Below are 17,161 nucleotides of genomic sequence, written 5' to 3' on the forward strand. Positions count from 1 at the left end.
TCAGAGAAAAGGCCACCGGGATTATTCCGCGTGGCCTTTGTTGTTGATCGTATCAGGGGTATTAAATCTTGCAGCGATGATCTGCTCGCATAGGCCGAAAGATAGCGTCATGCCGTTGCCGCCCAGGCCGTTGATAATGGTAACGCCGGGTTCGGCATCTGCTACCAGTTCGGTTTGGCCGGTGGTCATTTTTGCGTAAATGCCGTTCCAGGTTTGTATTACACGGGTATCTTTAAAGCTGGTAAAGGTTTGCAGGTATTTCAGGATCATCTGGTTAATGAAATCCTTATCAAACGGATCGTGCACCAGGCCGTACTCGTGCGAATCGCCGATGGTTATTTCGCCGGTATTGTTTTGCGCCGCCATCACATGGATCCCCCATTTCAGGTGGTCGGCATATTGCTCCTCATACCGTTTGCGCAGATCGGCCAGGGCGGGGGCCGATTGAAAGCCGGGGTAATGGATCATGCTGAGGCTGCCGCATAGGGCCGGGCCAATGCGCCAATTATCCGGCTGGGCGGCCACCCGCAGCATTTGCAGTTTGCATTTGGTGATGTTAAATGAGGCGAACAATTCCGGGTACAGGGTTTCAAACTCTATACCGCTGCAAATAAAGATCTGGTCGGCGTGATATTTTTTGTTGCCCGATGTTACGGTTGATCTTTCTACCTGGCTGATAGCCGTATTCCAGTAAAATTTTACACCGTGGTGTTCGGCCAAATACCTGGCAACGGCACCGATAGCCTGGCGTGCCTCCACAATCATTTCGGTGCCGCTCCATAAAGCGCCTTTTAATCCGTTTGGGTTTGCGCCCGGCGCTTTTTGTAAAGTTTGCGCAGGGGTAAGCAGTGCGCAATCGCGATGGGGGGCGTTTATAGCCGCATATTGTTCCATTACGTGCAATTCATCGTCATAGTAGGCAAGGTGTAAAGAGCCCACTTCGTCATGCCAGATGCCGCCTTTTACGCAGGTTTCTTTCCAGATGCTGCGCGATAGCATGGCGCGTTCAAAAAGCGGCCCGGTGGGCTGCCCAATCGGCCAAACCATCCCAAAGTTGCGGATAGATGCGCCAACAGCACGTTCGTTACGTTCAAAAACGGTTACCTGGTATCCTCTGGTAGCCAGGGCGCGGGCGGTTGCCAGCCCTACAATGCCTGCACCAATTACAATGGCCGACGGTTTACTCATATGGCAGAAAATTTTAATTCGGTTTTTGATTCCTTGCTTTTGCGGGCCGATTGTAAAAAGTATATCAGCGATAATATACCGCAAATACCGCCTACAAGGGCAACAATAGTTACACCTTCTTTAAAAAAAGTGCCCCAGCTGATGTTTGGGCGGCCCAGTTCTTTCACCAATAATATACTTACGCTGCCCAGGTAACCCATAGAATCGGCCAGGTACATCACAAAGCCAACATTGCTTTTGTAATGGAAGGTGGCTATCATCCGCTCAAAAAATATGGCGTTGTAGGGTACATAACCCAGGTAAAGGCCCAGCCCGGCCATGGTCATCCAGTTAACTGCACTGATCATTTTTAGCGAGTACATCACCGTTGAAGCGCCTATTAATACACAGCCGCCGATAATAAACAGGTGGATGATGCTGAATGCACGCAGGTTTTTCCTGACGAGGATCAGCAAACTCATGGCAACCAGTACGATAACGGATATTTTGGTGTCGATTTTGGTGTAAATGGTACGGTCTTTAATGCCCAGGCTGTTCCAGATCTCTACCTCAAAATTATCACGGATATCGCGCATTATGGTAAGCAGCACATAGATGATAAGCGTTAAGATAATGCCCGGTAAAAAGCGGGTGATAAACAGCTTCCGTTCCTGCGCGTTCATGGGCAGGCGTTCGGCACGCAGGGCTTTGTCCTGCGCGGTTTGCGGGGGCATCAGCTCCAGCATCAGCACAAAAAGTATTAAGGGCAGGGCAAATAAAGCGCCTGTTAAAAAGGGCATGTTGTATTCGCTTACATGGTAAACATGTATCAGTGTTTGCCCGATGGTTTTTACAAAGCCCGAGCCGAATATAAGACTGATAGACAGCACCGCCGCCATAAACTCGGTAGAGCGGCGGCCTTCCAGGTAACCAAAAACCAAGCCCCATATCAGCCCCAGCGGGAAACCGTTAATGAACAGGAAAATAATATTGTAAGGCGCAGGCACCAAAGCAAAACCTAATAAGGCCAGCCAGGCAATCCCAACCAGCACCAAAATAGTTAAGCCGCGTTTGGCCCCCTTAACCTCGGCTATAAAGCGGATGCCGTAAAACTTGCTGAGGGTGTAACCCACAATTTGGGCTATTACCAGCCAAACCTTATAATCTACATGCAAATATTGCTGCCCGGGGTAAGTGCCCGCCGCAAATGCCTTGCGAAACGCATACATAGACGTATAAGCACCAAATGCAGCGATAGCCGCTAAAACGGATATTACAGCATACGGCCACCTGGCAACCTGCTCCCTTAATTTGTGGGTTAAAGCCATGCTGCTTAATTAATGATGTTGATTACATCAGCTATATCATCAATAATATGGGTAGGGTTGTAGGGTTGCAGTTGGGTGCGGGTGAAGGCGCCTGTGGTAACGGCAATCACGTATTTGCAGCCTGCGTTTTGCCCCTCGCGGATGTCTACCTCGGTATCGCCAACTTTGGCAACTTCCAATGGGTCAGTCACGCCGGCAAGTTTCATGAGTTGATGTATCATGGCAGGGTGGGGGCGGCCTTCGGGTACCTCGTCAGATCCTATCAGGTAGTCTATCAAACCTCTTTCTTGCCATTGCAGGCGCTCGATAATCGTTTGCGCAATATCTTTAGAAAAACCGGTGTTGATGCCAATTTTTATACCAGATTGCTTTAGTGCTTCAATCGTTGCCTCGGCATGGGGTAGTGCTTCTAACACCGGGGCGGTTTGGTAGTAATTGATCATCAGGCTGATAAATTCCTGATGGATATCTTTGATCAGCTTCGGGGTTATCTTTTGGGCATCCGGCTCGTGCTGCTGCAGCATTTTGGTAATAGCGATGCTTTTTTCATAACCCATTAAAGGGTTAACATCAGCCACTGTTACCTGGTAACCGTATTTTTGCATGGCCGCGCTAAAGGTATCGGCTACTTTATTCTCGTCTTTGACCGTGGTACCGGCCATATCAAACACAACAAGTTTTATAGGCATTGCTAAATATATTTGTTTAGCAATATTAAACTTTGTTTATTAATTATAAACCATATTTATGTTAAGCTATCTTTAAATTTAATTCTGATCTTCAAAAAAATAGATAACCAGCATAATGGCTTTTTCCTTGCCGTTGTTTTGGGGGGTGTGGGGGATGCGGCCGTCAAACAGCATCGAATCGCCCTGGTTCAGGGTATGGGTTTCTTCGTCAAACTGGTATTGTACCTCTCCGCTCAGGATATACTTATACTCAAAGGCCTCGGTTTGTACCTGGGGGCGGTGCGCATTGGGCTCCAGCTCCAGTATCACAATATCCACAGTAGATTTTTTGATAGACTGGGTAAAGATGCGCTGATAATGGAAGCCTTCGGCATGTTCCTTTTCAAAATGGTGGTAATCGGCCTTACGGCGTATGATCAGCGGCAGTTTGTTACCATCGTGGTTAATATCCTTAAAAAAAGCGTTCAGGTCAATCTCCAGCGCCTTAATAATATCTATCAGTACGATCAACGAGGGGATGGTGCGGCTGTTCTCTATCTGCGAGATCAGCCCTTTGCTTACCTTGGCACGAGAGGCCAGTTCCTGTACGGTGATGTTCTTTTCGCGGCGGCGGTCTTTAATACGGTTACTGATCTGTATCAGTACATCATCTTCCATGGGTAGTTAACATTTGTTGAACGCCGGTAAAGTAGATAATAAATTTAAACGCAGCAAGGTATTTAGCGTAATTTAACATCGTGCAAATTAGATGATGCAAACTTAATTTTAGGATAACATTAAGGCGCTTTTTTTGCCGTAAATATATTACTAATATGGCCACAACTGCATTTACCAGCCCCGAAGAAATTGTTGACGAAGTTTTTGCCCTGTACACGCAGCACGGCGATGAAGACTATATTGGCGAGCCGGTATCGCAGCTGGAGCACATGTCTCAGGCGGCCATGCTGGCCCAGGCCGAAGGTTATGATGATGAGGTGGTGCTGGCGGCTTTTTTTCATGATATTGGCCACCTGTGCGCTGCCGGTGCCGAGGTGGGCAGTATGGATGGTATGGGTAATATTGACCATGAAAAGCTGGGTGCCGATTATTTACTGGCACGCGGTTTTTCGCCGCGCCTGGCCAACCTGGTAAACGGCCATGTAATTGCCAAACGCTACCTCACCTATAAACACCCCGAGTATTTTGAAAAACTATCGCCGGCCAGCAGGGCCACCCTTAATTTTCAGGGCGGAGTGATGAGCGCCGAAGAGGCCGCCCGGTTTGAGCAAAACCCGGATGCCGATCTCATCATCAGGATGCGTTACTGGGATGATGAGGCTAAACTGCAAAACACGCCTGTTAACAATGTGGCACAATTAAAGGCGATGGCGGTAAGCCACCTTAAACGCAGTTTATAGCTGTTTTACAGCGCGGTGTTAACTTATTTTAACCCCTGTGTATCGGCGCTGTTATGAATGATGATGCCGCTTAATTTAAAATCAACAAAGGATTAAAGTTTACTTAATTTAAACTTAGTTTACAAATAATAAACAAAGTTTAGAATTGCCAAATAATTCATCACACAAATTATTTGCAGCAATGAAACACTTTTACCCCAATTTAAAAAGGCTTGCACTCATTATCATGTGCTGCCTTACGCCCCTTATTTTGTTTGCCCAAACAAAAATTACAGGCACCGTAAATGACGAAACCAAACAGCCCCTGCCCGGCGTAAGCGTTATGCTTAAAGGTACCGGCCAGGGCACCACTACCGATGCTTACGGCCGTTTTATCATCAATGCCAGCCCCGGCCAGGTGCTGATATTTAAATTCCTGGGCTTTGCAGACCAGGAAGCCATTGTGGGTACCGGCAACAGCATGATCGTGAACCTTAAGGGCGATAATAAAACACTTAACGAGGTGGTGGTAACCGCCCTGGGTGTTAAAAAAGAAACCCGCCGCATAGGTTATGCCGTATCAACCGTAAAAGGCGAAGACCTTACCCTTGCCCGCGACCCAAACCCCATTACCGGTTTAATTGGTAAAGTGGCAGGTTTATCAGTAGGCCCGTCGGCAGAGCTTTTGGGTGCGCCAAACGTGGCTATCCGTGGTAACAGCATATCTTTATATGTGGTAGATGGTTTCCCAATCAATACCGATACCTATAACATCAGCCCGGACGATATTGAGACCTATACCGTATTAAAAGGCCCTGCAGCAGCGGCGCTTTATGGTAACCGCGCCTCTTACGGTGCAATACTCATCACCACTAAAAAAGGTAACAAAAACAAAAAAGGCCTAACGGTTGATATCAACAGCAGTACGGTAGTAAACAAAGGCTTTTTAGCTTTCCCGCGTGTACAGCATAGCTATGGCGCAGGCGAAAATACCTTTTATGAGTTTGTGGATGGTAAAGGCGGTGCACCGGGTGGTGTAGATGCCGATTACGATATCTGGGGCCCATACTTTAACGGCCAGCTGATTAAGCAATATGATAGCCCGGTTATTAACGGCGTGCGCCAGGCAACACCATATACCGCGCGTGGTGCCAATAACCTCAACAACTTTTTACGCACAGGCTACCAAACCAATAACAACGTAGCTTTAAGCGCAAACGGCGATACTTATACCGTACGTTTCTCTGCATCGCAGCAACACCAAAACAGCTACATACCAGAGCAGTACCTGGATATTGCCAATGCCAACATCTACGCATCGTTTAACCCAAACCCACGCTGGAAATTTGAGGGTAACGTAAACTTTAACCGCCAAACTACCGATAACTTTCCGGATGTGCAGTACGGCCCCAACAGCCTGATATATAACCTGGCTATATGGACAGGCGCCGACTGGGATGTTACCGCACCGGATATTAAAGCGATATGGCAGCCCGGTAAGGTTGGCATTCAGCAGCAGTTTGCCGAGTACACCCGTTACCACAACCCCTGGTTTATGGTTAAGGAGTGGACCCGCGGCCATTACAAAAATGATGTGTACGGGTATTTATCAACCAACTACAAAATCAATAATAACTTAAACGCAACCTTCCGTTCGCAAATTGATACGTACAATATTTTACGTACCGAAAAAATGCCTTTCTCGGCCCACCCATACGGCCGTGAAGGTAACGAAGGCGATTACCGCGAAGACAGGCGCGACCTGTTTGATAACAATACCGAGTTGATGCTGAACTATGATTACACGGTTAAAAAATTCTTAAACCTATCCGGTTTAATTGGTGGTAACATGCGTAACCTCAGCTACAAATCCAGCTGGACATCTACCGACTACCTGAGCGTGCCCGGTGTGTATTCCTTCAGTAACTCTAAAAATGCTATCCAGTCTACCAGCTTTTATTCGGATATGCGTGTATTAAGCGCCTACTATTCATTAGATGCCAGCTTTGGTAAATACGCAACCATATCCAGCACCGGCCGTATCGATAAATCATCGGCATTTGCAGTGCCTACCACTTATTATTACCCAAGCTTATCGGTAGCTACCGTCATATCCGATTATGTAAAGATGCCCGATTTTATTACCTTCTTAAAAGGCCGTGCATCATTCTCTAACATCCGCTCGGATGCTACCGCAACAACAATTGGCCCTGCGCCGTTCAGTTCTATCACCGTTTATGGCGGTGGCACTGCTGCATCGTTATTTAACAACCCGCTGGGTTATGGCTCTACCTATACTTCGCCATACAACGGGCCGGATTATTCTTTAAAATCTACCTACAACACCAGCAAGCCGTATAACAACCAGGCTGCAGGTTACGCATCCGATTATTTATACCAAAACGGCATCAAAACATCAACCCGTGTAAACTACGAGGAAGGCTTTGATATTAAGTTTTTGCAAAACCGTTTAGGCTTTAGCGGTACGGCTTTCCAGTATATAGACGGGCCCAGAATTTTGCCGAACCAGATCTCTACGGCAACCGGCTACACTATTGAATACATTAACGCACTTAAAACCAAAAAAACAGGTTACGAGGGATCTTTAAGCGGTGCGGTTTTCCAAAACCCCAAAGGCTTTAGCTGGAACGTGTTATTAAACATAGCCACCTACAAAGAGGTGTATAAAGAATTGCCAAAAGGCCAGAGCGTTTATGCCACCTTTTTTAAAGCCGGCGACCGTACCGATAAATTATACGGCAGCGCATTCGTAAAAACACAGGACGGCAAGATCATTAACGATGCTGCTGGCAAACCCCTGGTTAACCCGGTATTACAGTTTTTAGGCAACGAAACGGCTAATTACAGCTGGAGCATCTACAACAAGTTTCAATACAAAAGCTTTAGCCTGGGCGTACAGTTTGATGGTTCTGTTGGTGGTGTTATTGTTGATTATATGCACAACAAAACCATGCGTGGCGGTGCCAATGCCGAAACCGCCGAAGGTGCACTGGGCGCGGCCCGCTACCAGGATTGGGCTAACTACGGTAAAGCCGGTTACAAAGGTACATACGTTGGCGAAGGTGTAGTGGTTACCAATGGTACCGCAATCAATTATGACTCTAACACGGGCGCTGTGCTTAACTACAGCGGCCTGCAGTATGCCCCAAACACACAGGTTGCCTTTGTGCAGGATTATGTAAGTAAATACTATGGTGTGGATGAGGCCAACCTGATGAGCAAAACCTTTACCAAACTGCGCGAGGTAACCCTGGGTTTTGATTTCCCTAAACAGATGCTTGCCAAATCTTTTATCCAGAAAGCATCCGTATCGGTATATGGCCGTAACCTGCTGTATTTCTACGGCGATAAACGCTTTAAGGATGTAGACCTTGACCAGTATAACTATGCTACGGCTTCTACCGGTTTGCAATCGCCAACGGTGCGCAGCTTTGGTTTAAACTTAAACGTATCATTCTAAACAATTACCATCAGTATCATCATGAAAAAGATATTTAAAATATATGTATTGCCGGTAGTTATGCTGCTATCGGTAACGGGTTGCAAAAAGGGTTTCGACGAACTTACTTTAAACAACAACAAACCCAACAGCGTGCCGGCATCGTTATTATTTAACGGTGTGCTAAACAGCATTGCCGAACTGCCCGACGGCCAGAAAGAAATTTATGCGCAGTACTACCTGTATAACTATGATTATTATGGTAACAACCGTTATGATTTTGGCAGCGGCGACGATTACTACACCACGCTTAAAAACGTGGTAGAGATGGAAAAACAGGCCGCTGCTACCGGTGGCGGTGCTATAAACCCCTACGAGGCTTTGGGCAAATTTTTCAGGGCATACCTGTTTAGTAAAATGAGCCTGGAAATGGGCGATATCCCGATGACCGAGGCACTAAAAGGAATAGATAACCTGGAACCAAAGTACGATAGCCAGAAGGCAGTGATGCTGCAATCGTTAGAGTGGCTGGATAGCGCTAATGACGATTTGGGTAAAATGATTGCAAACCCCAACAGCTATGGTACAGGTGCGGGCGCCGTTTTAAGTAACGATATTTATTTTGGCAGCGACCTATCCAAATGGCAAAAAGTGGTTAATGCTTTACAGGTGCGCCTGTTATTGCAGTTAAGCAAAAAAACATCAGATGCCGACCTGAAAGTTGCCACCCGTTTTGCCAATATTATTAATACGCCTGCCAAATACCCTTTAATGGCCGGCAATACAGATAATATGCAATATATATTCCTGTCGCCCAATAACTACTACCCGCAAAACCCCAATAACTTTGGCCAGAGCGGTTCACGTAAAAATACATCGGCAACTTATATCAGCCTGCTTACCAGGCTGAAGGACCCGCGCGTATTTGTTACGGCAGAACCCGCCCGCGACCTGGTTGACAACGCCAAACAAAGCCCTACAGATTTTGCATCATTTGTTGGTGCCGATGCCGGGCTTGATTTGGGGGTGATGTACAATAACGCAGGTTTGCAAAAATATTCGTTCATCAACCGTAAGTACTTTTACGCCACCTACACCGGCGAGCCGAGTGTACAGATAGGTTACCCGGAATTGATGTTTAACATTGCCGAAGGTATTAGCCGCGGATGGGCAACAGGCGCCAATGCCGAAACTTATTACCAGGCGGGCATCAAGGCGTCGATGGAATCATACAACATACCGCAAACCGGTAACTTCATCGCTTACTTTTACCGCCCCGGGTCTGATGGTGTGGATAAGGCTAAAAATTACGACAGCTATACCATCACAGCCAACTTTACTAATTATTACAACCAGGCGGGTGTTAAATACACAGCAGATGCCGCAGGTATCACCCATATATTAGAGCAAAAGTACCTGGCGCTGTTTCGCCATTCGGGTTTAGAATCGTACTTTACCTACCGCCGCACCGGTATCCCAACTTTTACTACCGGGCCGGGCACAGGTAACGGAAGCCGTATTGCACAGCGTTTTAAATACCCTTCTGCCGAGCGTACATCCAACGTAAAAAATTACCAGAGTGCACTTGCCAGCCAGTATGGCGGCAATGATGATATCAATGGTGTGATGTGGATATTGAAATAATACCTTAAAAGCAACAAGCAGGGCCGCAAGGCCCTGCTTTGTTTAAAATTAATTTTTATGAAAAAAATAGCAATATTGGCGGCCTGCGCATTATTAAGCGCACAGGCATTTGCACAGGTAACTAAAACCAAAAACCTGGTTGTAGTTACCCTTGATGGCATGCGCTGGCAGGAGGTGTACCGCGGTGCCGATTCGGCCATGATCAGTTCTAAATACACAACAGACCAGGATGAGGTGCGCAAAAAGTACTGGGCGCCAACGGCAATCGAGCGCAGGGCGCTGCTGTTCCCCTTTTTATGGTCGGTAATTAGCAAACAGGGGCAGCTGTATGGCAACCGTGATATGGGCAATAAGGATGAGCTATCTAACCCATACCATTTCTCGTATCCGGGGTACAACGAGATCTTTACGGGCTTCCCGGATGCGCGGATGAATACGAATGATGCGATCACCAACCCCAACAAAAATGTGCTGGAGTATATCAACCGGCAAAAAGGCTTTGAAGGCAGGGTTGTGGCGTTCTCTTCGTGGGAGCGTTTCCCGCAAATACTGAATACCGGGAGATCGGGCCTGCCGGTGTATTCCGGTTATGCCGATCTGAAGAATGCAGATGCCAGCCCGCGTTTAAAATACCTGAACGAATTGCAGCATAACGTTCCGCCATACCTGGGCGATTCTACCCGGCTTGATTTTATTACCTATGAATTTAGCAAAGAATATATTAAACAGTATAAGCCCCGCGTACTGTACATGGCTTTTGATGAAACCGATGATATGGCGCATGCCGGTAACTACAAGTTTTACCTGGACAGGGCAAAGCAGGAGGATGGCTACATTAAAGACTTGTGGGACATGATCCAGGCAGACCCTTTCTATCAAAACAATACCACGCTGTTGATCACTACCGACCATGGCCGCGGCGACGAGCCGATAGATAAATGGCGCGACCATGGTACGGAGGTAAAAGGATCAGAAAACACCTGGTTTGCCGTAATAGGGCCGGATACGCCGCCAACCGGTGTAATAGCAACGCCAACCACAACTTACCACAAACAGCTGGCACAAACCATGGCGCAATTGCTTGGGTTTGATTTTAAGGCCAATGCCGGGCACCCCGTTGGCGATGCCATTAAAACGGTTATGAAATAACAAGATAAAAAAACTGCTTTTTTGAACGAAGCAAACGAGTAGGGCGCTGGCCGGCAGCAAACCAAGGGTTCGATTCCTTTCCCTACATCCACATCTATTGAATTTTTATGACCAAGATGGATTACCTGGTGGCGGGTATCTTTGTGCTTGTTATTATCGGCCTGGCGCTTTGGGTTTTTAAGGTAGACCAAAGTGAAAGGAGCAGGCTTCGCAAAATGCTGCCGGGCTACCGCTTTTACCGCAAACGCATCAAAAAAAACAACCCTAATATTTAAGGATCTTTTAACAGAAAATGTTTTTTTCGTGCCTGCCGGCGGCGGCTTATCTGGTGGCACATCAGGGGCGTTTCGGGGGCGTTTAAAAGTGATTTAGGGGCGTTAAAATGTTTGTTTTAGCTTGCCTTGTGCGGGTTGCAATTGTTACTTTTGCGCGTGCCCGTCAACAAAAAAAACACATCGCCACCCAGGAAAAAAACCACCCCGCGGAAGAAGAAAAAGGCTCCTTCACGGGTAAGGTACTACGTTGGTTTAGCTGCTTTATTACTACTGCTGTCGCCGTTTTATTATGGCTACATTATCAAAACCGCATCATACACCTGGCGATGGGTGAGGGATCTGGGCGAAGATGCTAATTATCACACTTACAGTAGCTTTGGTATTAAAATACCCTCAAATTACGAGGTGCACGGTATTGATGTATCCTACGCACAGGGCAAAATAAACTGGCAAAAAGTTAGCCGGATGGAGGATGATGGTGTGCGCATCCGTTTTGCATTCATCAAAGCCACCGAAGGTTTATTAACGGTAGACCCATATTTTAAGCGTAACTGGAAAGAGGCTAAAAAGGTTGGGATCCCCTGCGGGGCCTACCATTTCTTCAGGCCGAAGAAGAGTGGGTTGTGGCAGGCCCGTTTCTTTGTGCAAAATTCATCATTGCAAAACGGGGGCCTGCCGCCAGTGGCCGATGTAGAGCGGCTTGACGGCAAATCGCCTGCTGCCATGCGTAAAGAGCTGAAAGATTTTTTGCGTTATGTAGAGAACAAAACAGGCGAAACGCCCATAATATACACAGGCATAAGCTTTTATAACGATTACCTGGCAGGTTATTTTGATGATTATCCGCTATGGATAGCCCACTATAACCGCCAAAAACTAAACGTAAGCGCTGCCACCAACTGGAAATTTTGGCAGCACTCGGAGACCGGGCATGTGAACGGCATAGGCCACACGGTTGATTTTAATGTTTTTAAAGGTGATAGCCTGGCCTTTAAACGTTTTGTATCAGCCAATTAATTAGCCTGCAAAAGCAAAAAATTACCTATATTCAACCCTTGTTTTACAAAGATAGCGGTATAGTGTCTTTTTATGATTCGCAGATACATTTTAAGCTTATTATTTACTTTTTTACTGCCTTGTGTATGCATTGCCCAGCTTTCAGAGATCAGGCAATTGCAGGAGCAGCTTAAGCACCCCAAAGATAGCCTTGATTATCTCCGTAAGCTTAATAAGATCGGGCTTCTTATCCACCTTAAAAATGCCGACAGCAGCTTTTATTATGGCATACAGGCCAACGGCCTGGCCGACAGGCTGAATGATCCTAAAGAGAAATCAAGTGCCTTATCTAATATTGCTACAGGTTTGCTGTTAAAAGGCCTGTACAGCCAGGCTTTACAGTATTTTGGCAAGGCTTATGTTGTATGCAAAGCAAATGATTTTAAGCCCGAGATGGCAGGCGGACTGATGAACCAGTCTATAGCATACAGTTTTATAGGTGATAGTATTAAAGTTATACAATTTGCCATCAGGGCAAACCACCTAACCCGCGCGTATCTGATGCATGATTCTGTTGCCAGCATGCTTTTGGCTAACTATGTAGAATTGAACAGCAAACTGGCCAAAGATTCTGTTACCTGGTATTTAAGCAATGCCGAAAAAGTAGCCAACCGGTTTAAGGATAAACGGGCAATGGTATTTATAGGGCAGATAAAGGCCACCCGTTTAATTAATAATAACCAGCCACAGCAAGCTTTGCCTTTAATACGGTATAACCTGGCAGTTACGCGTGCCAATAACTGGGATTATCACGAAATGGAAGCCCTTAATATTCTGGGCAGTTATTACCTGGCAATTAATAAAACAGACAGTGCCTTAGCTGCCTATAAAATCATCTACAATAAGGCCAAAGCCAATAATTACGTTTACTGGCAAATTGATATACTAAAGGCCATAAGTAATTGCTATAAATTAAAAAACGATAAGGCAGGCGAATACAATACTGCGCAGTTGCTGATCAAAGCACTTGAGCAGGATAATAATGCCAATAGCAGTTTTTTAGGCGATTATATCAAATACAACCAGGCACAGGATGAACTTAAAAAGTTGAGTTTATCTGAAATGTTAAACCATAAAAAAATAATATGGCTTGTTGCTGCCTGTATTGCCGGCAGCATGGTGATCATATTGCTGATATGGTTTTACATTAAGGTTAATGCACAGGCCGCAAAATTAACAGAATTGAATGCAACCATTACCGGGCAAAACCAGGCGTTAAAAGAATCTGATATTTTTAAGAGCAGGCTGCTTTCTATGCTGGCGCATGATTTCAGGTCGCCGCTAAACTCAACCATTGGTATGGTGCAATTGCTGAAGGACCACGAAACGATGGATGTTGATGAGGCCGCAGGGTTGTACAAGCTTATAGAAACCGACATTAACGAGGTATTGCTTACCTTTGATAACATACTGCAATGGACCCGTAAACAACTAACCGGCTACACAATGGAACCGGTTAAAGTAAATTTAAGGGAGAGTATTACAGAGGCTTTCGGCTTTTTTCATGAGCAGGCCAACGCCGGGCAGATTACCCTGGTTAACGAAGTGGATGCCCGGATCGCACCGTTTACAGATCTTGAGATCATCCGTTTCATAAACCGTAACCTGTTGCATAATGCCATTAAATATTCGCCGGCAGGGGGGCGCATAACTACCGTTTCGGCCGTAACCAAAGATGAGATCATGATTAAAATTAAGGACGAGGGATCCGGCCTTTCTGATAGGTTGCTGAAAGAATTATTTACCGGTAAGGTATCGGATACAAATGATAGCACCCAGGGCGCCGGGCTGGCCCTTAATATTTGCGCAGAATTCATACAAAAGCTTGGCGGCCGCATTTGGGCGGGTAACGGGCCTGCAAAGGGCGCCGAATTTTCTTATACCATACCGCTTACGGCAGCAAGCGGCCCTGTTGTTTAAATTGATAAAAAAATCGTTGATTTGCAGGAGCGAATGTTTGCCTTTACGGGCGCTGCAAATCGCATAAAGATTTTTAAATTATGAAATACACAGCATCACGCTTGTCGGCAGGTAACAAGCTTTTCCCGGCAGAAATAACTACCGAAGAGAGTGGTATCACCATTAAAATTCCGGGCCTGTTTAGCGGCGATACCACAAGCATTGCTTATGACAGTATATCAGCAGTAGAGATCGATTCACCATTGATCGGCTATTCTACCATCCGCTTTTACCATAGCGGTAACAAGGTTGAGGCGCATGGCTTTTCTAAAAGCGACGTAAACGATATTAAGGCTTTTATTGAAGCCGGGCGCAAAAGGGCGAGGGGGTAATTAATTCATTAAGGTTTTGCTGCGGGCAGGTCAAAGCAAAAGCAGGTACCACCGCCCGGCCTGGTTTCGAAATTAATGGTGCCTTTGTTCTGCATCACCATGTCCCTGCACAGTATCAGGCCCAGGTGGTTGCCTTTTTCACCCTGCGTGCCTGTGCTTAAGGTGTGCTCCAGGCTAAACAGTTTTTCGCTTTCTTCGGCGCTGATGCCCGGTCCGGTATCTTTAATACAGATCATGATGCGGTCATGTTTAACATAAGCATCAAAAATAATTTCGTCGCCCGTGCTGCAAAACTTTATACTGTTTGATAGCAGGTTGCGCAGCACAAGGTTTATCATATTCCGGTCTGCAAAAGCTTCCAGATGCCCGGGGGCAATATTGCTTACCCTAAGTTTCTTCAATTCTATTTTGGTAGTAAACAAACTGATGTTTTCGTTTATACTGCTGCTAACATTAAAGTTTACAGGATTTACCTGGAGGCCTTCCAACTGGTTTTTAGACCATTCCAGCAAATTATCTAAAAAGTTACCCGTTGTAAGTATCGTATCCTCCAGTTTAACCAGCAGTTCGCCAAGTTCTTTTTCGGCAATATCGCCCTCGCGGTAAATGGCCAGCAGGGTTTGCAATGTACTTAAGGGGCTGCGCAGATCATGAGATACGATGGAGAAGAACTTATTTTTAATATGGTTTAAACGTTCCAGTTGGATGTTTTGGGCGTTAGATAATTCCATTTGGGTATTTATCTCCTTGTTAAGCAGGGCCAGTTCGTTATTGATCAGGGCAATCTCTTCTTTTTGTTTGGTTAAAAGTTTGTTGATTGCATGTTTGGATTGGTTACGGCGATACAAAACACCCAAAAACAGTATGGCAGATGCCAGTACGATACACGTTGCAATAATAACGGTACTGTATTTATTGATCTTTAACAGGTAATCGGAGTTTTTTGCAGTGATTGCCAGGTTGCTTTTTTCCAGATCGGCATTTTCGCTTCTCATCCTGCCCATCTCAATCAACGATACATCCTTTATCATTTGCTCTTCCCGGATGCTGTCTTTCGTAAGCACATATTCGGTTTGGTACTTCAGGGCATTTTTAAGGTCGCCCTTTTTTTTGTAGGCAATAACCAGGTTGTTCAGCGCCTCGTAGCCTACCGTTTTTGATTTAACAAAGCGGGCAAGGTTTAAGCTTTGGTTACCATAATCAATAGCTTTATCGTAATTATTACTGCTGTTGTAAGCGTCTGCAATTGAGTTTAGCACGTTGGCCTCAAAATATTTGTCGCCAAGTAAGCGCATGTTTTTTAAGGCGGTATCTAAACTGGCAAGCGCGGCAGCATATTTTTTTTGTTGAATGTAGGCCCTGCCCAACCCTAAACGCGAAATGCCAATGCCGTTAATATCACCTATTTTTTGGCGTATCATCAGGCTTTTATTAAAATACTCAATTGCTTTTTCAGTATCGTGTGCCGCCATATAACAATTACCCACCGAGTATAGCGCCGAGGCTATCCCCATATCGTTTTTAAGCTTGGTGTAGCCGGCAAGGGCCTGTATAAAGTAAGTTCTGGCAATTTCTGTCCTATCCATATCGTAATAAATAGAACCTATATTAGTATAGCATTGGTTAGCGCCAAAATCATACTTTAAACGCCTGTAAACAGATAGTGCTTTAAAATAACTGTTAATGGCTTCGCGGTAATCATTAAGCCTGTTGTAGGCATAACCTATATTGGCCATTGCCCTGGCTTCTGTTAAAGGGATATTATATTGTTTGGCGTAATTGTATCCCTTATTAAAATAAATAAGCGCACTATCAATTTTACTGCGGATGCCGTAGGATATGCCTATATGCACATAAGAGTCTGCCAGGGCTTCGTGGTTATTTAGTTTTAAGGCAAGCTCCTGGTAAATTTTAGCGTAGTGGAATTTCTTTTCGGGGTTTACCGATGAATAGGCGTTGGACAGGTTTTTAAATAACGTTAACCGCGCCGTATCCGGCATGGTTTGTTTCAGTTTTGCCTCCAGTTGGTTTACCTTGGTTATTTGGGCAAAACATGGGTTAATACAGGCAAAAAGCAAAACCAATATCCATAGTGTTATAAATTGCTTGATGCTTTGATACAGGTTAGGCATTAACATATATTTAATCGGGTTAAAATATTAATAACCCAATAATTTAATTTTACGGGTAAATATAGTTAAATGTTATAGGTTGTGTTACGCAGTTAACCAAATTATGATATCATACATCAGTTAGTTTAATATTAGTTACAAAGTAGGGTTATATAGGTAATAAATATAGCTTTAAGGTTAAAGTATGATATGCCGGTAAATAAACATTCTGCTTATTAGTTTGTACTTATGGATATCCTCAAAACCATGAAAAAATTACTTGCCCTATGCTTTGTTATGATATTGTTCGCTTTCAAGGTGTCAGCACAAAGTTTTAGCGCCCAAGACTTTAACGCCAACCTGGGCAAAACTAAAACCCTGTGCGATGTGGTATCATCTGTAAAAATATTCAGCGATACACTTACCCTTATTAATATGGGTGGCAATTATCCTAACCAAAAATACACCATTGCCGTAAAAGGTAATAAAATAACGCTGGACTGGGCTAACTTAAAAGGGAGGACGATGTGTGTTACCGGTGTGTTCGAGATGCACAAAAACCGACCCGAAATTGTTGCCGCACAGCCCGGCCAGATAGAGGTGAGATAAATAAGT

Annotated in this window: 14 protein-coding genes; 9 read left to right on the forward strand and 5 right to left on the reverse strand. The window is 45.2% G+C overall.

The genetic code is table 11. The annotated features are described in order from the left end of the window. Positions 1–21: 21 nt before the first annotated feature. From E2R65_RS11455 to E2R65_RS11470, 4 genes are all read right to left on the reverse strand, one after another. Positions 22–1,188 carry a TIGR03364 family FAD-dependent oxidoreductase gene (locus E2R65_RS11455; protein ID WP_134336622.1) on the reverse strand — a complete coding sequence of 389 codons (1,167 nt, stop codon included), beginning with the start codon at positions 1,186–1,188 and terminating at the stop codon, positions 22–24. Next, positions 1,185–2,495 (reverse strand): DUF5690 family protein, encoded by a 1,311-nt coding sequence (locus tag E2R65_RS11460; RefSeq protein ID WP_134336623.1) that lies wholly within the window; start codon positions 2,493–2,495, stop codon positions 1,185–1,187. The genes E2R65_RS11455 and E2R65_RS11460 overlap by 4 nt, the downstream gene beginning before the upstream one ends. 5 nt (positions 2,496–2,500) lie before the next feature. Further along, on the reverse strand, positions 2,501–3,184 hold the full coding sequence (locus E2R65_RS11465) for an HAD-IA family hydrolase (protein ID WP_134336624.1): 684 nt from the start codon (positions 3,182–3,184) through the stop codon (positions 2,501–2,503). A 78-nt stretch (positions 3,185–3,262) separates the two neighbouring features. Continuing rightward, on the reverse strand, positions 3,263–3,841 hold the full coding sequence (locus tag E2R65_RS11470; protein WP_134336625.1) for a helix-turn-helix domain-containing protein: 579 nt from the start codon (positions 3,839–3,841) through the stop codon (positions 3,263–3,265). A 155-nt stretch (positions 3,842–3,996) separates the two neighbouring features. Between E2R65_RS11470 and E2R65_RS11475 the strand changes: the two genes are divergently transcribed. The 8 genes from E2R65_RS11475 to E2R65_RS11505 all read left to right on the forward strand — a co-directional run bounded on the left by E2R65_RS11475 (position 3,997) and on the right by E2R65_RS11505 (position 14,435). Further along, entirely contained in the window at positions 3,997–4,581 is a 585-nt protein-coding gene (locus E2R65_RS11475; protein WP_134336626.1) for an HD domain-containing protein, read from the forward strand. 181 nt (positions 4,582–4,762) lie between these two features. Then, positions 4,763–8,041: a SusC/RagA family TonB-linked outer membrane protein gene (locus E2R65_RS11480; protein WP_134336627.1), complete on the forward strand. Its 3,279-nt coding sequence runs from the start codon at positions 4,763–4,765 to the stop codon at positions 8,039–8,041. Positions 8,042–8,062: 21 nt separating this feature from the next. Continuing rightward, entirely contained in the window at positions 8,063–9,664 is a 1,602-nt protein-coding gene (locus E2R65_RS11485; RefSeq protein ID WP_134336628.1) for a SusD/RagB family nutrient-binding outer membrane lipoprotein, read from the forward strand. A gap of 57 nt (positions 9,665–9,721) precedes the next feature. Further along, positions 9,722–10,813 carry an alkaline phosphatase family protein gene (locus E2R65_RS11490; RefSeq protein ID WP_134336629.1) on the forward strand — a complete coding sequence of 364 codons (1,092 nt, stop codon included), beginning with the start codon at positions 9,722–9,724 and terminating at the stop codon, positions 10,811–10,813. Between the two features lie 107 nt (positions 10,814–10,920). Then, complete coding sequence (locus tag E2R65_RS19635) at positions 10,921–11,088, forward strand: hypothetical protein (RefSeq protein WP_158285261.1); 168 nt, start codon at positions 10,921–10,923, stop codon at positions 11,086–11,088. A 156-nt stretch (positions 11,089–11,244) separates the two neighbouring features. Next, a complete protein-coding gene (locus E2R65_RS11495; protein ID WP_229704621.1) occupies positions 11,245–12,105 on the forward strand; it encodes a glycoside hydrolase family 25 protein in 861 nt (286 codons plus the stop codon). 72 nt (positions 12,106–12,177) lie between these two features. Beyond that, positions 12,178–14,064 (forward strand): sensor histidine kinase, encoded by a 1,887-nt coding sequence (locus E2R65_RS11500; protein WP_134336630.1) that lies wholly within the window; start codon positions 12,178–12,180, stop codon positions 14,062–14,064. An 80-nt stretch (positions 14,065–14,144) separates the two neighbouring features. Continuing rightward, positions 14,145–14,435 carry a hypothetical protein gene (locus tag E2R65_RS11505; protein ID WP_134336631.1) on the forward strand — a complete coding sequence of 97 codons (291 nt, stop codon included), beginning with the start codon at positions 14,145–14,147 and terminating at the stop codon, positions 14,433–14,435. Positions 14,436–14,443: 8 nt separating this feature from the next. On the opposite strand, the gene E2R65_RS11510 is transcribed toward E2R65_RS11505, so the two are convergent. Further along, positions 14,444–16,567, reverse strand: coding sequence for a tetratricopeptide repeat-containing sensor histidine kinase (locus tag E2R65_RS11510; protein ID WP_158285262.1), 2,124 nt, complete (start codon positions 16,565–16,567; stop codon positions 14,444–14,446). A gap of 228 nt (positions 16,568–16,795) precedes the next feature. On the opposite strand from E2R65_RS11510, the gene E2R65_RS11515 reads away from it, so the two are divergent. Then, positions 16,796–17,155 (forward strand): hypothetical protein, encoded by a 360-nt coding sequence (locus E2R65_RS11515; protein ID WP_134336633.1) that lies wholly within the window; start codon positions 16,796–16,798, stop codon positions 17,153–17,155. Positions 17,156–17,161 lie beyond the last annotated feature (6 nt).

This window comes from Mucilaginibacter phyllosphaerae, assembly GCF_004378255.1.
Taxonomy (GTDB): Bacteria; Bacteroidota; Bacteroidia; order Sphingobacteriales; family Sphingobacteriaceae; genus Mucilaginibacter; species Mucilaginibacter phyllosphaerae.

Excerpts from the sequence above, each read along its gene's own strand:
- E2R65_RS11455 (WP_134336622.1), bottom strand. The coding sequence starts at position 1,188 with ATGAGTAAACCGTCGGCCATTGTAATTGGTGCAGGCATTGTAGGGCTG.
- E2R65_RS11460 (WP_134336623.1), bottom strand. The coding sequence starts at position 2,495 with ATGGCTTTAACCCACAAATTAAGGGAGCAGGTTGCCAGGTGGCCGTAT.
- E2R65_RS11465 (WP_134336624.1), bottom strand. The coding sequence starts at position 3,184 with ATGCCTATAAAACTTGTTGTGTTTGATATGGCCGGTACCACGGTCAAA.
- E2R65_RS11470 (WP_134336625.1), bottom strand. The coding sequence starts at position 3,841 with ATGGAAGATGATGTACTGATACAGATCAGTAACCGTATTAAAGACCGC.
- E2R65_RS11475 (WP_134336626.1), top strand. The coding sequence starts at position 3,997 with ATGGCCACAACTGCATTTACCAGCCCCGAAGAAATTGTTGACGAAGTT.
- E2R65_RS11480 (WP_134336627.1), top strand. The coding sequence starts at position 4,763 with ATGAAACACTTTTACCCCAATTTAAAAAGGCTTGCACTCATTATCATG.
- E2R65_RS11485 (WP_134336628.1), top strand. The coding sequence starts at position 8,063 with ATGAAAAAGATATTTAAAATATATGTATTGCCGGTAGTTATGCTGCTA.
- E2R65_RS11490 (WP_134336629.1), top strand. The coding sequence starts at position 9,722 with ATGAAAAAAATAGCAATATTGGCGGCCTGCGCATTATTAAGCGCACAG.
- E2R65_RS19635 (WP_158285261.1), top strand. The coding sequence starts at position 10,921 with ATGACCAAGATGGATTACCTGGTGGCGGGTATCTTTGTGCTTGTTATT.
- E2R65_RS11500 (WP_134336630.1), top strand. The coding sequence starts at position 12,178 with ATGATTCGCAGATACATTTTAAGCTTATTATTTACTTTTTTACTGCCT.
- E2R65_RS11505 (WP_134336631.1), top strand. The coding sequence starts at position 14,145 with ATGAAATACACAGCATCACGCTTGTCGGCAGGTAACAAGCTTTTCCCG.
- E2R65_RS11510 (WP_158285262.1), bottom strand. The coding sequence starts at position 16,567 with ATGCCTAACCTGTATCAAAGCATCAAGCAATTTATAACACTATGGATA.
- E2R65_RS11515 (WP_134336633.1), top strand. The coding sequence starts at position 16,796 with ATGGATATCCTCAAAACCATGAAAAAATTACTTGCCCTATGCTTTGTT.